This window comes from Candidatus Reidiella endopervernicosa (assembly GCF_013343005.1).
Classification (GTDB): domain Bacteria; phylum Pseudomonadota; class Gammaproteobacteria.
In genome coordinates this window covers 1,108,152-1,124,376 of record NZ_CP054491.1, presented here as the reverse complement: position 1 = coordinate 1,124,376, position 16,225 = coordinate 1,108,152, and the positions used below count along the sequence as shown (strand labels likewise).

The following is a 16,225-nucleotide window of genomic DNA, read 5'->3' as shown; positions in this document are numbered from 1 at the left end:
GTGCTGTGTTCGTCGGGATGTATGATTAGCTCGTTGAAAGCTCCTGAAGCTGCTGGCGACTTATTTCACATTTAGGTCATGCGGACCGAGCTGCAGCAGTTCATCGTGTGTGTAGCCGAGCGAATCGAGTGCCGCCTGATTGAAATCGACAAATCGCATCGCATCGCTATCGATGAGAAAATCGAGTCAGCCGAACTATCGAGTGCCGCACGAAAACGCTCCAGGCCAGACTGAACCCGTCGCTGCTCGGTAACATCTTGTACCGTGCCCAACATACGAATCGGATTACCCTCAGCGTCGAAACTGATCTCGGCATGCTCATATACCACCTTCAGCGAACCATCTTTGAGTAGTACCCGATGATCAAGGCTGTAGGAGCTACGCTGCTCGATCGCTGCGTACCGCCTTATCGACTCGCTCACGATCATCTGGATAGACAAGATCGAGAAAGGCCTGATAGTTGGCTGCAAACTCACCCTTGGCCAGTTCGAAGATGTTATAGGTCTCATCGGACCAGTAGAGTGTGTCCTCGACAATATTCCAGTCCCAGCTTCCGGTCTTGGAGACATGTTGTGAACGCAGCAACACATCCTGGCTGTATTGCAGCTGACCGTGAGTCTCAAGCAGGTCGTTTTGGCGTTATTGATTGTATCGACCAGACTCTGCAGCTCATCTGCTCGCCCCCGTTCACGCTCAAGCACCAGATCGGGCACGCTTTCATCGAGTCGCAGCGTCTTGGCGAAGCGACTCAGGGCTGAGAGGTGCCGCGTCACCAACTGCTGCACGATGATCAAGATAAAGAACGAAACGAGGAAGGTTTTGATCGCCTGCGATATGAGAATCGCGATGACCGTTTCGACCAGGTGCTGGTAGACATTTTTCAGTGTCGCCGTAACCTGCAGCTCGCCCAACACCAAACTGCGATCCCGATAACTGTACGTGAGCGGATAGCGACGAGTGATGAAGTCCTCACTCTGCACCACACCCTTGGCCACTACCGAACTCCCATCACTATCGGTGATTTTGAGATGGACAATATCGGGGTGGCGCAGTATACCCTCGAGCTGCAGACCTAGCGAAGTGTAGTTGAGTAGCCAGAGGCCGTTTGTAACGCTCTCTACATTGATCACCTCGATCTCATGCAGACGCCGTTCAATATTCGACATCTCATGTTTGTAGTCGCGATAGAGCTGTACAGTGGTCAGCGCCAGCGTAATACAGGAGCTGAAGATCAGCACATAGATAACAAGTCGTCGTGCAATCTGACTTTTGAAAAAACTGGGAAACTGCATCATTGGATCAGCGGCAATTTTTCCAGCACTTGCATGGTCAGCTGTTCGATTAGGCCCTCACGCTTCATTTTACGCAGCACCGTTGCCAGTCTTGGTGCCAACCCCTCGTGTTTGGGATGAAGATAGAGATAGAGCGGCTCAGCGGCCAGGGGTGGATCGATCACTTCGATTTCTCTATCGCTGACCGCCATGGATAGCGAAGCGAAGGCGGTTAGTCCCCGATAGTCGACGCCGTCTGCCTATTCGTAGTTGAGAGCGTGAGCGAACGACGGAGAAGATGCAGCAGCGGCTTTATGTCGGCGTAGAGTCACTGAGGGAGTTGTGTAGAGCCGCGAAGAGGTGATTACGCAACGTACGCAGGACGTCGGGGCGCCGTAGGCATAAACGGTCGCGTTAAGTATTTGCCGCTTGCTTGGGCTTGGATGCCCAAAACAAGCTTCCGCAAAAATAGCGACTCCCCGACAAGCCCCTGCTGTTTTAGCCGCCACAACCCACTCAGATAGCCGAAGCTCGCGATATCGATCCGATCGCGCTGCAACATCTCAAACATCGACTGAGGATGGTCAACCACATGGGTGGTTGCTGGAGAGACCCGCCTGAGGTTATTAACGATAATCTTCCAGCCGGTCACCGTCGCCACGTTGTAGGGTTTCAAATCATTCCAACTCAACACCTCTGGTACTGGCCGTTTGGCAAAGGCGCTGAATCGCGCCACATAGACACTCTCCGGCACCCGAATCAGCCCTGGATAGTCTCTCCTAATCGCACGGGGGATGCGGCAGCAGTCACCATCATCGACACCACTTACCACCAGTTTCAGTGAACGTTCAGCCGGGAGCTCGTAGAAACTCATCTCAACATCTACACGCTTAAAGGCTTCGATCATGATCTGTTCGAGCAGACCGGAGACGGGAGGAGTAAAGCCGGTATTGATGCGTAGCGGCCCGGCAGCCACAACTGGAAGCGCTATTGAGACAAGCCCCAAAAACAGTAATGATCGATAGAGACCAACCATCGCAGAGAAACAACCGCTACAACTCAACTGCATATCGCCACTCCTCAAACCAATCCGCCCTGAGAAGTTGCGATACCTCTTCATGGACCGATCAGCCATTTGCAAACACCCCATCACACAGTAATGGTAAGGAGAACATTTCAGTGTTAACGCGGCCCTCCCTTACTCGAAGATAGTCGAAGACCCTGAAAAAGCCATCGCGACTGCAAGGGCTACTTGGTCAGCTGCTCCATGACCAGCGACTCCAGCAGCGTATGCAGCGGTGCCAGTTCGCTATCTCGACCACTCACCTCGTAGATATAACCAACGGTACGCGGAATATCCTTCAGATAACCCGGCCTTCCATCACGGTGATTGAGACGCGCGAAGATACCCGCCGCCTTGAGATGGCGTTGCACGCCCATCAGATCGAACCAGCGCATGAAGCGCGACTCGCACGGTTCACGCAGAATGCCCGAGTCGAGCGCGAGATCGTGATAGCCGCGCACCCACCCCTCGACCCGCTCGCGTGGCCACTCGATATAACAGTCGCGCAGCAGCGAGACGAGATCGTAGGTGACCGGGCCGTAGACCGCATCCTGAAAATCGAGAATACCGGGGTTGTGCACCTCGGTGACCATCAGGTTGCGCGAGTGGTAGTCGCGGTGCACCGTCACCTGCGGCTGTTCCAGCGCCGACTCGGCCAGCAGCTCGAAGCTCTGATCGAGCACCGCCTGCTCAGACTCACTCAGCTGATGTTCAAGATGGCGTGTCAGGTACCAGTCACGAAACAGATTCATCTCAGCCAGTAGCAGCTCTCGATCGTAGTGAGGCAACGACTCACCATCGGGTCCGCAGGCCTGGATCGTCAGTAACGCGCCGAGCGCATCACCATAATAACGATCAACCGTCTGCTCATTGAGCTCATCAAGATATTGTCGGTTACCAAGATCACCGAGCAGCATAAAACCCTGCTCGAGATCATGATGCAGGATCTCCGGTACATTCAGTCCCAGCTCAAAAAGCTGCTCACCCACCTCGATAAAGGGACGACTATTCTCCCTCTCCGGCGGCGCATCCATAGCGATCCGTGTCTCGCCCTCGAAGCTGAGCCGAAAGTAACGACGGAAGCTGGCATCGCCCGATGCCGGTTCAATCTCAAACTCGGGCAGGCCTGCCTCTTTAGTTAGCCAGCTCTGCAACTGCGCCAGTCGTTCACCCATCTGTTACCTCAACTCATCATGTTTCATTTGTAGTTCTTCTTCATCCGGCAGCACACACATCGGCATGGCCTCATCGACAGCACGATCACGCAGACCAAAGAGATGGCGCATACGCGGTACCGCCCACTGACGTAGATCGTCGGCAATAATGAAGAAGCAGGGAATAACAATCAAAATCAGTACCGTCGCAAATAGCAGACCGATACCAAGACTCACCGCCATCGGCGAAAGAAATGCCGTCTGTCCGGTGGCAAAGAAGATCAGCGGCGAGACACCGAGGAAGGTGGTGATACTGGTGAGCATAATCGGACGTACCCGAACTCTTCCCGCCTCAACCACCGCATCGATCCGCTCCCACCCCTCACGCCGTAGCCGCTTGGCAAAATCGACCAGGATCAACGAATCGTTAACCACGATACCGGAGAGGGCGAGAAAACCGACCATGGAGAGAAACTGCAGCGTGTGGCCAAGCAGTGCATGACCGAAAATCACACCGATCGCGCCGAAGGGGATGGCGAACATCACCACCAGCGGATCGAGTAGCGAGCGAAACAGTGCCGCCAGAATAAAAAAGATAATCGCCAACGAGATCACCAGCGCCCGCAACATCGAGGCGATCGACTCACCCGCCTCACGCTTCTCACCCATGAAGAGCAGCTCATAACCGGGGTACTGCTCCGCAAAGTGCTTGAACTCTCTATTGAAGAGTTCGGTCACCTCGAGCGGTGTCGAGACCGCATCGTTGACCTCGGCGGTGATGGTCGCCAGACGGCGCATATCACGCCGGTTGATGGTGTTGAGACTACGCCCCGGTTCGATATCGGCCACCTCACCGAGATAGACAGTACGACCGCTACTCAGCGTTACCGGCAAACGCTCCAGCGTACCGCTGTGACGTAGTTCATCGGGGTAGATCACCCGCACCGGAATGCGCTTATCACCGCGTGTGACATGCAGCGCCTCCAGACCGAGGAAACCCGTACGCACCGACTCGCTCAACTGCTGCTGGGTCAGCCCCAACTCACGACCACGCTCGTTAAGCGCGTAGCGATACTCAAGCTTGCCCACCTCCAGATCCTGCTGCACATCGCGCGTGCCGGGTAGACGACGCAGGTAGTCGGTGACTGTTTCGGCATGGCGGCGCAGCTGATCGACATCGGGACCGGTCACCCCGATCTCGATATCGGCCCCCGCCGGGCCACCCTGGGTACGCAGGATCGAGAGCCGTTTAATGCCAGCGATCGTCTGCATGCGTTCTCGCAGCGCATCGATCACCACCTCAGTTTCACGTTCGCGCGTTCCTTCCCAGCTGAATTTAAGGCTCACTATCGGCGTCACATATCGCTCGATAAATCCCTTCGGTGCCTGTTTATCCAGATCAACGATCAGCTGAATATATTGGCTACCAAAGCGGATGCGATTGAAGTCGATAAAGGAGACACCGACATTGGTCAGCAGGGTATTGAGCTCATCATCGTCCAGCTCATCGAACAACGCCTGCTCCATTTTCTTCGCCAGCAACGAACTCTCATCAAGGCTGTAGGTATTGGGCGTCTCAACGTTGATAAAGAACTGACCGACATCGACATGCCCAAAGAGTTTGAACGGTAGCCGGGTAGCGGCGAAGACCATAACCACCACCAGGATGCCAACGGTCGCGGTGGTAACCAGATAACGGTTATTGGCCGACCAGCGCACCAGCTCAGTGTAGCGATGCAGCCAGTGTGACCAGTCGATACGTTTCTTTTTGGCGTGTTGCACCCGCAGGATCTCATTGGCGTGTGAAGGCAGCACGCCAAACGCCTCCCACAGCGAACCGAACAGCGCGGCCGTTACCACCACCGGAATCACGGCGATGAAGGCACCCATGGTGCCGGTGATGGCAAACATCGGCAGGAAGGCGGCCACCGTGGTGGTGATCGAGGCGAGCACCGGCCAGAACACCTCTTTGGCGCCAAGCTCAGCCGCCTTACGTGGTGCCATACCCGCCTCCATATGACGGTAGATATTCTCGGTAACGATGATCGCATCATCGACGATCATTCCTAGCGCGATTAGAAAGGCGAACAGCGAGATCATATTGATGGTGTAACCAAACTGTTGCAGCAGAATCACCGCCACCAGAAAGGAGACGGGAATACCCATCGCGGTAATCAACGCGACTCGGAAGTTGAGAACGAGGTAGAGCGAGAGCAGTACCAGCGCCAAACCGATCAGCCCTGAGGATTTGACCGTATCGAGACGGTTTTTCACATAGACCGAGAGGTCGCTGAAGAGCCCGATCTCTACCCCCGGCGGCAGCTCCATGCGCAACTCTTCGACCAGCTCCCGAACCCGTTCGGCGACAATGATGGTGGAGGCCTCGGCGCTCTTGGTCACGGTCAGGTTGATCGACGGTTTGCCGTTAAAGCGCCCCAGGGTGCGCGCCTCCTCCAGCCGCATCTCCACCTCAGCCAATTCACCGAGACGCAGCTGCCCCCCCTGTGCATTACTGCTGATCACCACCCGGCGTATCGCCTCCGGCTCGGGCGCCACCCCCTTTCCGCGTAGCAGGATATCGCCCTCACGTGCCTTGAGTGATCCTCCAGGTAGATCACGCAGGTTCTCACGCAGTGCACGGGTAACCTGTGCCAGCGCGACACCCCGCGCTGCGAGACGCTGCGGATCGACCACCACCCACAGCTCCCAGCTACGATCACCCGCCATACCAGCACTCGCCACCCCCGGCAGCTGCTGCAGGCGTCTCTGCACCTGTTCGGCCAGCTCGTTGAGATGGCCAGCGTCGATATCGCCATAGAGGGTGGCACTGATCACCGGGAAGCGCGCCTTGAGACGCGTCAGCTCTGGCTCCTCCGCCTCCTCGGGTAGATCGGTCACCTGATCGAGTGCGCTCTGCGCCTCGCGCATAAACTCATCAACATCGCTGCCCGATTTGAGTTCGATGGTGATGGTGGAGATCCCCTCATTACTGCTCGAGGTGATCACATCGATATCGGCCATCGCGTCGAACTCCTCCTCGATCGGGATCGAGATCTGCCGCTCTACCTCCTCGGGTGAGGCGCCTTCAAAGACGGTGCGAATGCTCGCCTTGTCGAGTTCGATCGAGGGGAACATCTCCTGCGGCATCGCATACCAGGCAAGCACCCCGGCGATAAGCACCAGTGCCAACATCAGGTTGGTGATGAGTGGATTGTTGATTGAGAAGCGAATCAGAAACATGGTGTTTTTTATGTGGCGGCAGAATTAAAACTGCGCCACCTCACCCTTGATCTGTTGGCCATCACTCAGCGCGGCGGCATCACTGATTACTACCATCTCGTTTGCCGCCAGTCCGCTGATGATCTGCTGAAGATCACCGATGCGTACCCCGGTGGTTACCGCGCGTCGTTCGACACGGTCGCCGTCGACGGTGAACAGATGTGTCTCACCCGCCTCACGCAGCAGCGCCGAGACCGGTACCACGACGGCATCATCAACCGGAGGCAACAGCAGCTGCGCCTCAGCGAGCATGCCGGGTAACAGTCCAGCAGCGCTGATCCGAATGCGCACGGGGTGAGTGTGAGTCTTGGCATCGGGATCGAGCTGCAGCGCTACCAGTTCACCTGAACGTTTCGCACCGTCAACCACCACCTCAACCCGATCACCTCGCTCGACCGCCGCCGCCACACTACCGACCAGCTCGACATAGAGATCGAGTGCCGAGGCGTCGATCAACTCAACGCTCTGTTGATTGCTAGAGACATAATCCCCCTCCTCAACCGCAATCGAATTGACGATGGCATCGAAGGGGGCAAGCAGACGGGTACGACGCAGATTGCGCTCGGCACGGTTGAGCGCTGCCTGTGCCAGATCAATACGCGCCTCACCCGTTGCAACACCGTGTTGCAGCCTTGCCTCATCCGAGAGCAGTTGTTGAAGGCGTTGACGTGCTTCATCGAGGCGTGAGCGGGAGGTGAGTGATTCACGGCCGAGACGCTCCTGACGTGCCACCTCGCCCTCCTGCAGCTTGCGATTCTTCTGCGCCAGCGTAAGCAGTTCACTATCACGCTCAACACCGCCCTTTTCGAGCACCAGCTGGGCACGCTTCTCCGCTACCGCATCGGCGTAGTCCCCCTGCTCAAGTTGCAGCAGCGTTGCAGCAGCTGCAACGCGCTCACCCGGTTCCACCAGGCGTTTGGCGATACGCCCCGCCACCTCAAAGCGCAGCTGACTGCGACGCTTCGGTTGTAGCCTGCCAGTGAGGTGCTCAACCGGTTGTAGACGCTCACTTCGCGCCGCCGCCACCTGCAGGTGGGCAACCGGGCGCTCGCGCAGTCCCGCCTCCTTTTTGGGCTTGGTCATCAGTAGTAGATAGACCGCCGCACCGGAGAGCAGAATCAGCAAAATTATCGGCAGTAGTTTGGAGCCTCTGGTCGCCACGCGAATATCCCGAGAAGTAGGAGAAGATGGTATTCTAGGCAGCTTATTGATCAGATAAAACAAGAAACGACACGACCCGTGCCCCTCCACCTGAAGAAATCGTCGCTAGCTGCCACTGCAGCGCTCTATCTGCTCGCCACAATTTCGGCGCAGGCGGCGGCTCCCAAGTGGGTCTGTGTGAGCAGTCACAGCGGTGGCTGGGAGTGTGGTGAAGGGGCTGCCCCGGTAGAGGCTTTGGCGAAAAAGGCCACAGTGACTCCACCGCTGCAGAGGGGTGCCAAACCGTCATCAAGGTCGCGCAATGATTTTCGCCTGATTAAGACCGCCACCACCTTCGATAGCGGCATTCCGATAGCCCCCTTCAAATCGACACCTATCCCATCTCCCATCGATGTCACCGCCACTGCGAAATCACTGCTGCCGATCACCGCACCCTACCCGGTTGAAAACTTCAGTAACTGCGAACCGATGCAGGATGTGGTGGTTGATCCCAACGCCCCCACACGCAGGGATGCCCCCCTTGAGATCGTCGCCGAGGCGAGCACCCGCGATTCGGGCAGTGTTACCCAATTCGAAGGCAATGTGCGTATACGTCGCTCCGATCAATATCTGGAGGCACAGCAAGCACGCTACGAACAGCAACAGGAGCTGTTTGAGGCTGTGGGCGATGTCCGCTTTAGAGAGCCCGGCATCGACGTCAGTAGTGAGACGGCTCGCATTGAACTCAACACCAATCGCAGCGTGCTGACTGGCAGTGAGTATCGTCTGCCACAGAGCCACGCCCGTGGCAGCAGCACTCGACTGATTCGTGAGGGCAGCGCAAAAACGCTACTGGAAGATTTCAGCTACACCACCTGTAACGCCGATCGTAATAGCTGGAAGCTGCGCGCAGCAGAGGCGGAGCTTGATCATCTCGAGGGTAAGGGCACGGCCAAGCATGTACGCCTGCATGTGAAAGATATTCCGGTCCTCTACGTCCCCTACCTCAGTTTCCCGATCGATGATCGTCGCAAGAGTGGCCTGCTCGCCCCAAGCTTCTCCTCATCGAACGTCAACGGGTTCGATCTCTCGATCCCCTACTACTGGAACATCGCGCCCAACCAGGATATGACCATCACGCCGCGCTATCTGGAGAAGCGCGGTACGATTCTCGGTCTTGAGCATCGCCATATCGACCGACAGGGCAGTAGCGATTTGCAGTTTGAGTATCTGCATCGTGACAAGCTCTACAATGATCAGCGCGGTCTAATTCAGTTCCGCCAACAGCGTTCGCTCTCAGACAACTGGGCGATGGAGATCGACTTCAACCACCTCTCTGATGACACCTATCTCAAAGAGGTCGGCAGCGGTCTGAGCGTCTCGAGTCAGACCCACATGCTACGTCGCGCCGAGGTTAGCTACACCGGTGATTACGTTCAGTTACTGGCGCGTGCCGACGCCTACCAGCCACTCAGTGGCAACGAACCCTATCAGCGTCTACCGCAGCTTCGACTCGATGCCATCACACCCAAAGGCCCGGCAGGCCTCTACGCCGGCATCGATAGTGAGCTGGTGCGCTTTGCCCACGAAGAGCAGACACCAACCGGCACCCGCCTCGATCTCTGGCCAAGGGTCGGTATGGATCTGGAAGGTGCGAGTTACTTCCTCCGTCCCGCGCTTAGCAATCGCTTCACCGGTTACCGCCTCGATGATGTCACTCCCGGCGATAGTGAATCACCGACGCGCAACACACCGCTGTTCAGCCTCGACGGTGGCCTGATCTTCGAACGTGACGCCGGCGAATCGACTCACACGCTCGAGCCACGCATCTACTACCTCAAGGTTAATGATGAGCAGCAGGACGAGCTGCCGGTCTTCGATACCAACCGTCCCGAGTTTGGTTTCGATCAACTCTTTAGTGAAAACCGTTTCAACGGTGCCGACCGCATGGGTGATGCCAACCAACTTACTCTGGCACTCACCACACGCAGCATCGACAACCAGAACGGTCACGAGCCCTTCACCCTGAGTCTTGGCCAGATCTTCTACTTTGAGGATCGAGAAGTAACACTACCGGGTGAGACCATTGAGCAGAACAATCAATCTGATTTTGTCGCTGCACTCGACTGGCGCAGCCGCTCGGGGCTGAGTCTCAATAGCGCACTGCGCTGGAACAATCAGCAGGATGAGATCGACCGTGGCACTGTACAGCTCCACTACCAGCCGCAGCAGGACAAGATCATCAACCTCTCCTACCGCTATCTGCGTGATGAACTGGAGCAGACCGATGTGTCACTTCTGTGGCCCCTGGGTCGCCGGTGGCATCTGCTGGGACGCTGGAACTATTCGCTGCTGCATGAGCACACCCTCGAGACGGTGGCCGGCATCGAATACGACAGCTGCTGCTGGGCGATGCGCCTGGCGGTACGCCGCTTTACCCAGGACATCACCAGCGAGTACAACGACAGCATCATGCTGCAGGTTGAACTCAAGGGTTTAAGCAGTGTCGGAGACAACATCGAGAGCCTGCTCGAGGATGGTATCCTTGGCTACTCACGCGACAATTCACGATATATAGATGAGCGATAGAAAACTATGAGCCGTACCCGCCAACTCCTCGCTGCCCTACTGGCCGCACTCACCCTCTTTACCACTGCCGTCCAGGCGGAACGGATTTCCGATGTCGACCGCATCGTCGCTATCGTCGATAACAACGTCATCACCTATAGCGAACTAGCCAAGCAGCTGCAGACGATTAAGGATCAGCTGCGTGCCAGCAATACGCAAATGCCTTCGGAGTCGGCACTGCTGCGCCGCGTACTGGAGCGTGCCATCATCAATCGTCTGCAGCTACAGTTGGCCGAACAGACTGGGCTGCGCGTCGATGATGAGACGCTCAACACCACCATGAGTCGCCTGGCCAAACAGAACAAACTCTCACTACGCGAATTTCGCGATGCGATCGAATCGGAGGGTTTTAGCTACGCCTCCTTCCGCGAGGATATTCGTGAGGAGATCATCATCAATCGCCTGCAGCAGAAGCAGGTCAGCAACCGCGTCTCGGTGACCCAGCAGGAGATCGACCACCACCTCGCCAACGAGGAGAGTCGTGGCGATGAGAATCGTGAGTATCTCATCTCCCACATCCTGATCGGTCTGCCGGAAGGTGCCGTGCCTGAACAGATCCAGGCCCAGCGCGCCAAGGCCGACGAGCTTCTCACCAAGCTACGCGATGGCGCCGACTTCGCTGAGATGGCGGTCAGCCACTCCGATGGTCAGCAGGCACTCAAGGGGGGCTCACTCGGCTGGCGCCGCACCAGCCAGATGCCGAGTCTCTTCACCGAGGTGGTGCCCAACATGGCATCGGGCGATGTCGCCGACCTGATTCGTAGCCCGAGTGGTTTTCACATTATCAAGGTAATGGAGACCCGTGGTGCTGAGCAGAAGCTTGTTACTCAGACACATGCACGCCACATCCTGATCAAGACCGACGAGATCACCTCAGGTGATGACGCGCGCACCCGCCTTGAGCAGATACATGGTCGTGTCGTCGACGGCGACGACTTTGCTGAACTGGCCCGCGCCCACTCCGACGATACCGGCTCTGCCGTCAACGGCGGCGATCTCGGCTGGAGCAGCCCCGACACCATGGTGGCGCAGTTCGAACAGGCGATGGACCGACTCGCTCCCGGTGAAATCAGCAAGCCGTTTGCCTCCCCCTTCGGCTGGCATATCGTGCAGGTGCTCGAACGCCGCGAACACGACAACACCGACGAGTTCAAACGCAATCGTGCCCGTCAGACCATTCGCAAGCGTAAGATCGAAGAGGAGCGTGAGATATGGATCCGCCGTCTTCGTGATGAGGCCTATGTGAAGATCATGCTGGATGAGTAGTAACAGGACTCCAGATCAGGCAACACCACGCATTGCACTCACCCCTGGCGAACCGGCCGGGATTGGTCCCGACATCATCATTCAACTGGCGCAGCAGACGCTGCCGGTTGAACCGATCGTTATTGCCGATCCAGTACTGCTGGAAGCGCGAGCCGCGCAGCTTGGGCTGCCGCTCACCATTGAGCCCTACAATCCCGAGCTACCCATCGCGCCACACCGCGCCGCCACACTCAAGGTATTACCGGTCACACTCAGCCAACCGGCCGTCGCCGGCACACTCAATCCAGCCAACGCCGCCTATGTAGTCGAGACACTCAAAATAGCCACGCTGGGGGCACTGCGTGGCGAGTTCAGCGCAATGGTCACCGCCCCGATCCATAAAGGGGTGATCAATGACGCCGGCATCCCCTTTAGCGGTCATACCGAACTGCTCGCCGAACTGACCGGTACCGAACGGGTGGTAATGATGCTGGCGGCCGATAGACTGCGTGTCGCACTCGCCACCACCCATCTACCACTGAAGGATGTCAGCAGCGCGATCACACGAGATTCGCTAACGACAACCCTGCGCATCCTGCATAGCGACCTGCAACAGCGTCACGGCATCAGCGATCCACGGATTCTGGTCTGCGGACTTAATCCACATGCAGGCGAGGGCGGTCACATGGGAAGTGAGGAGATCGACACCATCGAACCGGTGCTCGATCAGCTACGTAGTGAAGGGATGAGACTCAACGGCCCGCTACCAGCAGACACCCTCTTCACCCCACGCTACCTCGACCACGCCGATGCCGTACTGGCGATGTACCACGACCAGGGACTACCGGTACTCAAACACGTCGGTTTCGGTCGCGCCATCAATATCACACTCGGCCTGCCGATCATCCGCACCTCAGTCGATCACGGCACCGCACTGGAACTGGCCGGAACAGGTCGAGCCGAGATCGGTAGCCTGATGGCAGCCATCGAATATGCCCTTGGGTTAATCGAGAAGAGAGAGGCATTCAACTGATGGGGCATTCAAAATATAGACAGGATGGGCACGCACCGCGTAAACGCTTCGGTCAGAACTTCCTACACGACCCACACATTATTCACCGTATCGTTCAATCGATCTCGCCGCAGCAGGGTGAAACCGTTGTGGAGATTGGCCCTGGACTTGGAGCTATTACCGAACCGCTGTTGAAATTGTGTGGCGCAATGCAGATTGTCGAGCTTGATCGTGACCTGGTGCCCAAGCTGGCTGAACGTCTTGGGCCTCTTGGCGAGGTAGCGATTCATCAGGCCGACGCACTTAAGTTCGATTTCGCCTCGATTCGACAAGGCGATCAACCACTGCGAGTGGTCGGCAACCTTCCCTACAACATCTCCACACCACTGATCTTCCACCTGCTTTCGTACGCGGGTTTGATTAAGGATATGCATTTCATGTTGCAGAAGGAGGTGGTCGATCGACTCGCCGCTTCCCCCGGTACCAGCGACTACGGTCGGCTCTCAGTGATGGTGCAGTACCGCTGCGCGGTGACGAAGCTGATTGATGTTGGACCCGGTGCCTTTAATCCACCCCCCAAGGTCGACTCGGCCGTGGTCCGCATCGCCCCCTATCTCGAACTACCGTTTCCGGTCGACTCTGAGAGTGATCTCGCTGAGCTGGTCAGCAGCGCCTTTGGTCAACGCCGTAAAACGTTGCGCAACAATCTCAAACATCTAATGGATGATGCAGACTACGCAGCACTCGGTATCGATCCATCGATACGAGCAGAACGCCTCACGGTCGAACAGCTCACCCAGCTCGCAAACCAACTCAGCGATAAACGTCGTGCCCAGTAGGTCTCTACGACCCTCCTGGCAAAGCTGCTTGGCGCAGTTGTTCGCAGCTAACCAGTGACCTAACACCACTGACTACCTGTGAATTTACGATGAGGCATAGCTAGAATCGATTACTTGATTGTCGAAGACCTTTATCAAGCATTATGTTCGCACCATAATAGTGAACGCAGATAGATGGTTGATTCATCGAGGACCACCCTATTTGCATCACAGAAAACTCACGCATTAGCAGACGAACGGTTGTTCCAGCATGACACTCGATAAAGACGCGTAAATAGCACTACTCTTGCAACACAGCATCCAGCCTATACACCTCATGGCAAGCCACACAGTTTTGCATAAGCACGCTTAGCTCCTTCAATGTAGCCATTGAATCACCAAGCTGCTCCGCATTAAGAGCCAGAAGATCAAACTTTTTATGGGTATCTACCCCGAGCCTTTTAAACTCCAGTGGCAATTTACCCATCAAAGAGACCGGAACGCCTTGTTGAGCAGCCATTCCTACTGTTCTGGCGTTCAGCGCAACAGCGTCCATATCATCACTGGAGAGACCAACTGTAATGGCCTGCACCGATTGAAGGAACGACCTCATCTCCGTGAGCACCAGATCCTTCTCACTATGAGTCAGCTGGATAGCCGCCCTTCCATCACTTGCCTCTTCAACGCTCCCCTGAACAAGAAATTTATAGATTAATCCCCCAGTTACAAACAGAAGCAGGACGACTACAACCGAACAAACGCTACGCATACATCTCTCCCTGAAATCATTCTTCCTACATCCATCTTGCATCAACGACTACAACCACTCAGCAAAGCAAGGCAGCCAGAACATTGAAAGCATTCAGAAGCCGCTTTCACCTTGACCTTTAAGCCGCCTCGGTTGATACCCCCATCTTTTTCAACACACTCGTGAGCGGACATATATTAGTAATTCCACTCTGAAAAAGATTTACTCCAACAAATAGAGTGAGAAACACCCAGTAAGGATGCACGTAATGGGTCAAGGCAACACTTAGCAATATCATCAGACCTGCAATCAGCCGCACGTATTTATCAACGGTCATAAGAAACCCCTTAAATCAATCATTAAACGAATAATACTTTTCGCTGTAAAAAACTTTTAACAGCCACAATTAATGCACTAGAAAAACCCTTTACGCCAACTCACCGCCACACTGAATTCATGCTCCGCCTGCACCCCATTGCGATCTTGATTAAGTGGTAGCAGCAATTCGACACTTAGGTTATTTGCAAGCACAGGCATCCAGTTAATTCCCACACCCAGCTCAGTCCTTGTTCCTCCGTAGTTATCTGGATTCGCACCAAGACCAGGCCCGTAGATATTAGGGTCAATACCGTTTATCTCATCTTGAGACTCTCCGCGCAAGCGAATCGAAGTCGCTAAATCGGGATTCCACTCATATGACATCCAGGCGGTTGCTTCATGTTTATTACCGTAGCTCCAGCCCTCTTCATTTTCACTTTCGAGCGGTATCGTCGCCAGATATTGACACCCCATCCCCACTGCTTATTTTTACCCCAGTAAACCACACCAAGCAGACTATCCCAGGTTCCAGAACCCAGCTGCATACCATAAGCTAGACGACTTTTCACGATCGTATTCATCGGAGTAAGATTATTATCTTCTTCCGTAATGCTGCCGGTAGGTGCACTAAAGACAATATCAAATACAAAATTGTGTCTGTTGTTATCGCTATTGAAGGCCTTAAAAATGGTACCGAACTTTATATCGCCCAGCCCAGTTGTGGTGACCGTATTTGTTCCCAAGCTGGCCGTTCCTGGAGCATTGAATGTTTCCAGCACCGTCTCCTTACGTATCAGGGGCGCACTGGGGAGTCGCTATTTTGCGGAAGCATGTTTTGGGCATCAAGCCCAAGCAAACAGCAAAAACTTCACGCGACCGTTTATGCCTACGGCGCCCCGACCGTCCTGCGTACGTTGCGTAATCACCTCTTCGCGGCTCTACACAACTCCCTCAGTGACTCTACGCCGACATAAAGCCGCTGCTGCATCTTCTCCGTCGTTCGCTCGCGCTCTCAACTACGAATATACAGACGGCGTCGACTATCGGGGCTAACCGCCTTCGCTTCGCTATCCTTGGCGGTCAGCGAGCGTGACTAACGCGAACTTATCGCTAATAGCAAAGTTTGCAAACGGGAAAATCACATCGGCTTGTGCCTCTTTTGGCACGACACGCAGGGTTGGCGGCTGCATAGGGTCACCAAAAAATGGATTTGGTGCGGTAGCAACAGCGGTCGCTGAAGAAATTGAATTACTACCTTGTATCAATCCATTGAACTGATGATGTTGATAGTTAATTCCAGCTACACCCTGTCCTTTTTCAGGAAAGGCATATATACCAAAAAGCCCGGCAGACACAGGAATGGGCAACCTATTTCTCAGCGCCCGAAGCTCTTTTATTCTATTTGAAAGAGCACGACGCTGCTCAAATGTTGAAGCACCATCTGAATCATCTGTAGCTGCGACAACATAGGTCGGCACTGCACAAGTCAGCATGAGGCTTGCAGATAGTAGGGCTACTCTGCACTTCATAACACTTCTCCCAAGGCGAC

16 protein-coding genes are annotated in these 16,225 nt (G+C 55.5%); 5 read left to right on the top strand and 11 right to left on the bottom strand.

Going from position 1 to position 16,225, the window contains the following annotated elements; translation table 11 throughout:
- Positions 1-71: 71 nt before the first annotated feature.
- From HUE57_RS20585 to HUE57_RS06330, 6 genes are all read right to left on the bottom strand, one after another.
- Positions 72-1,295 carry a PAS domain-containing protein gene (locus HUE57_RS20585; RefSeq protein WP_174672911.1) on the bottom strand — a complete coding sequence of 408 codons (1,224 nt, stop codon included), beginning with the start codon at positions 1,293-1,295 and terminating at the stop codon, positions 72-74.
- On the bottom strand, positions 1,292-1,483 hold the full coding sequence (locus tag HUE57_RS06350) for a hypothetical protein (protein WP_174672910.1): 192 nt from the start codon (positions 1,481-1,483) through the stop codon (positions 1,292-1,294). Before HUE57_RS06350 ends, HUE57_RS20585 begins: the two co-directional genes overlap by 4 nt.
- Before the next feature lie 152 nt (positions 1,484-1,635).
- Entirely contained in the window at positions 1,636-2,406 is a 771-nt protein-coding gene (locus tag HUE57_RS06345) for a type 2 periplasmic-binding domain-containing protein (protein WP_174672909.1), read from the bottom strand.
- 113 nt (positions 2,407-2,519) lie between these two features.
- Positions 2,520-3,509: an aminoglycoside phosphotransferase family protein gene (locus tag HUE57_RS06340; RefSeq protein ID WP_078483859.1), complete on the bottom strand. Its 990-nt coding sequence runs from the start codon at positions 3,507-3,509 to the stop codon at positions 2,520-2,522.
- Between the two features lie 3 nt (positions 3,510-3,512).
- Entirely contained in the window at positions 3,513-6,728 is a 3,216-nt protein-coding gene (locus HUE57_RS06335; protein WP_236725692.1) for an efflux RND transporter permease subunit, read from the bottom strand.
- A 24-nt stretch (positions 6,729-6,752) separates the two neighbouring features.
- Positions 6,753-7,928 carry an efflux RND transporter periplasmic adaptor subunit gene (locus tag HUE57_RS06330; protein WP_135622235.1) on the bottom strand — a complete coding sequence of 392 codons (1,176 nt, stop codon included), beginning with the start codon at positions 7,926-7,928 and terminating at the stop codon, positions 6,753-6,755.
- 78 nt (positions 7,929-8,006) lie between these two features.
- Here HUE57_RS06330 and HUE57_RS06325 point away from each other — a divergent pair, with 78 nt between their 5' ends.
- The 4 genes from HUE57_RS06325 to rsmA are packed head-to-tail and all read left to right on the top strand — an operon-like array spanning position 8,007 to position 13,631.
- Positions 8,007-10,496 (top strand): LPS-assembly protein LptD, encoded by a 2,490-nt coding sequence (locus HUE57_RS06325; protein WP_078483861.1) that lies wholly within the window; start codon positions 8,007-8,009, stop codon positions 10,494-10,496.
- 6 nt (positions 10,497-10,502) lie between these two features.
- Positions 10,503-11,801 (top strand): peptidylprolyl isomerase, encoded by a 1,299-nt coding sequence (locus tag HUE57_RS06320; RefSeq protein WP_078483862.1) that lies wholly within the window; start codon positions 10,503-10,505, stop codon positions 11,799-11,801.
- Positions 11,794-12,813, top strand: a complete 1,020-nt coding sequence (gene pdxA / locus HUE57_RS06315; protein ID WP_078483863.1) for a 4-hydroxythreonine-4-phosphate dehydrogenase PdxA — start codon at positions 11,794-11,796, stop codon at positions 12,811-12,813. Before HUE57_RS06320 ends, pdxA begins: the two co-directional genes overlap by 8 nt.
- Positions 12,813-13,631, top strand: a complete 819-nt coding sequence (gene rsmA / locus HUE57_RS06310; protein WP_078483864.1) for a 16S rRNA (adenine(1518)-N(6)/adenine(1519)-N(6))-dimethyltransferase RsmA — start codon at positions 12,813-12,815, stop codon at positions 13,629-13,631. Before pdxA ends, rsmA begins: the two co-directional genes overlap by 1 nt.
- 280 nt (positions 13,632-13,911) lie before the next feature.
- Here the strand turns inward: rsmA and HUE57_RS06305 are convergent, their stop codons facing one another.
- The 4 genes from HUE57_RS06305 to HUE57_RS06290 all read right to left on the bottom strand — a co-directional run bounded on the left by HUE57_RS06305 (position 13,912) and on the right by HUE57_RS06290 (position 15,455).
- A complete protein-coding gene (locus HUE57_RS06305) occupies positions 13,912-14,379 on the bottom strand; it encodes a hypothetical protein (protein WP_078485212.1) in 468 nt (155 codons plus the stop codon).
- Positions 14,380-14,497: 118 nt separating this feature from the next.
- Complete coding sequence (locus HUE57_RS06300; protein ID WP_078485211.1) at positions 14,498-14,695, bottom strand: YgaP family membrane protein; 198 nt, start codon at positions 14,693-14,695, stop codon at positions 14,498-14,500.
- 77 nt (positions 14,696-14,772) lie between these two features.
- Positions 14,773-15,060, bottom strand: a complete 288-nt coding sequence (locus HUE57_RS06295) for a hypothetical protein (RefSeq protein ID WP_078485210.1) — start codon at positions 15,058-15,060, stop codon at positions 14,773-14,775.
- A complete protein-coding gene (locus HUE57_RS06290; protein WP_174672908.1) occupies positions 15,033-15,455 on the bottom strand; it encodes a hypothetical protein in 423 nt (140 codons plus the stop codon). Before HUE57_RS06290 ends, HUE57_RS06295 begins: the two co-directional genes overlap by 28 nt.
- On the opposite strand from HUE57_RS06290, the gene HUE57_RS06285 reads away from it, so the two are divergent.
- Positions 15,439-15,729 (top strand): hypothetical protein, encoded by a 291-nt coding sequence (locus HUE57_RS06285; protein ID WP_174672907.1) that lies wholly within the window; start codon positions 15,439-15,441, stop codon positions 15,727-15,729. The genes HUE57_RS06290 and HUE57_RS06285 overlap by 17 nt on opposite strands.
- Before the next feature lie 14 nt (positions 15,730-15,743).
- Here the strand turns inward: HUE57_RS06285 and HUE57_RS06280 are convergent, their stop codons facing one another.
- The gene (locus HUE57_RS06280) at positions 15,744-16,154 is read right to left on the bottom strand and encodes a hypothetical protein (protein WP_174672906.1); all 411 of its coding nucleotides are present in this window, start codon (positions 16,152-16,154) and stop codon (positions 15,744-15,746) included.
- Positions 16,155-16,225: the final 71 nt, after the last annotated feature.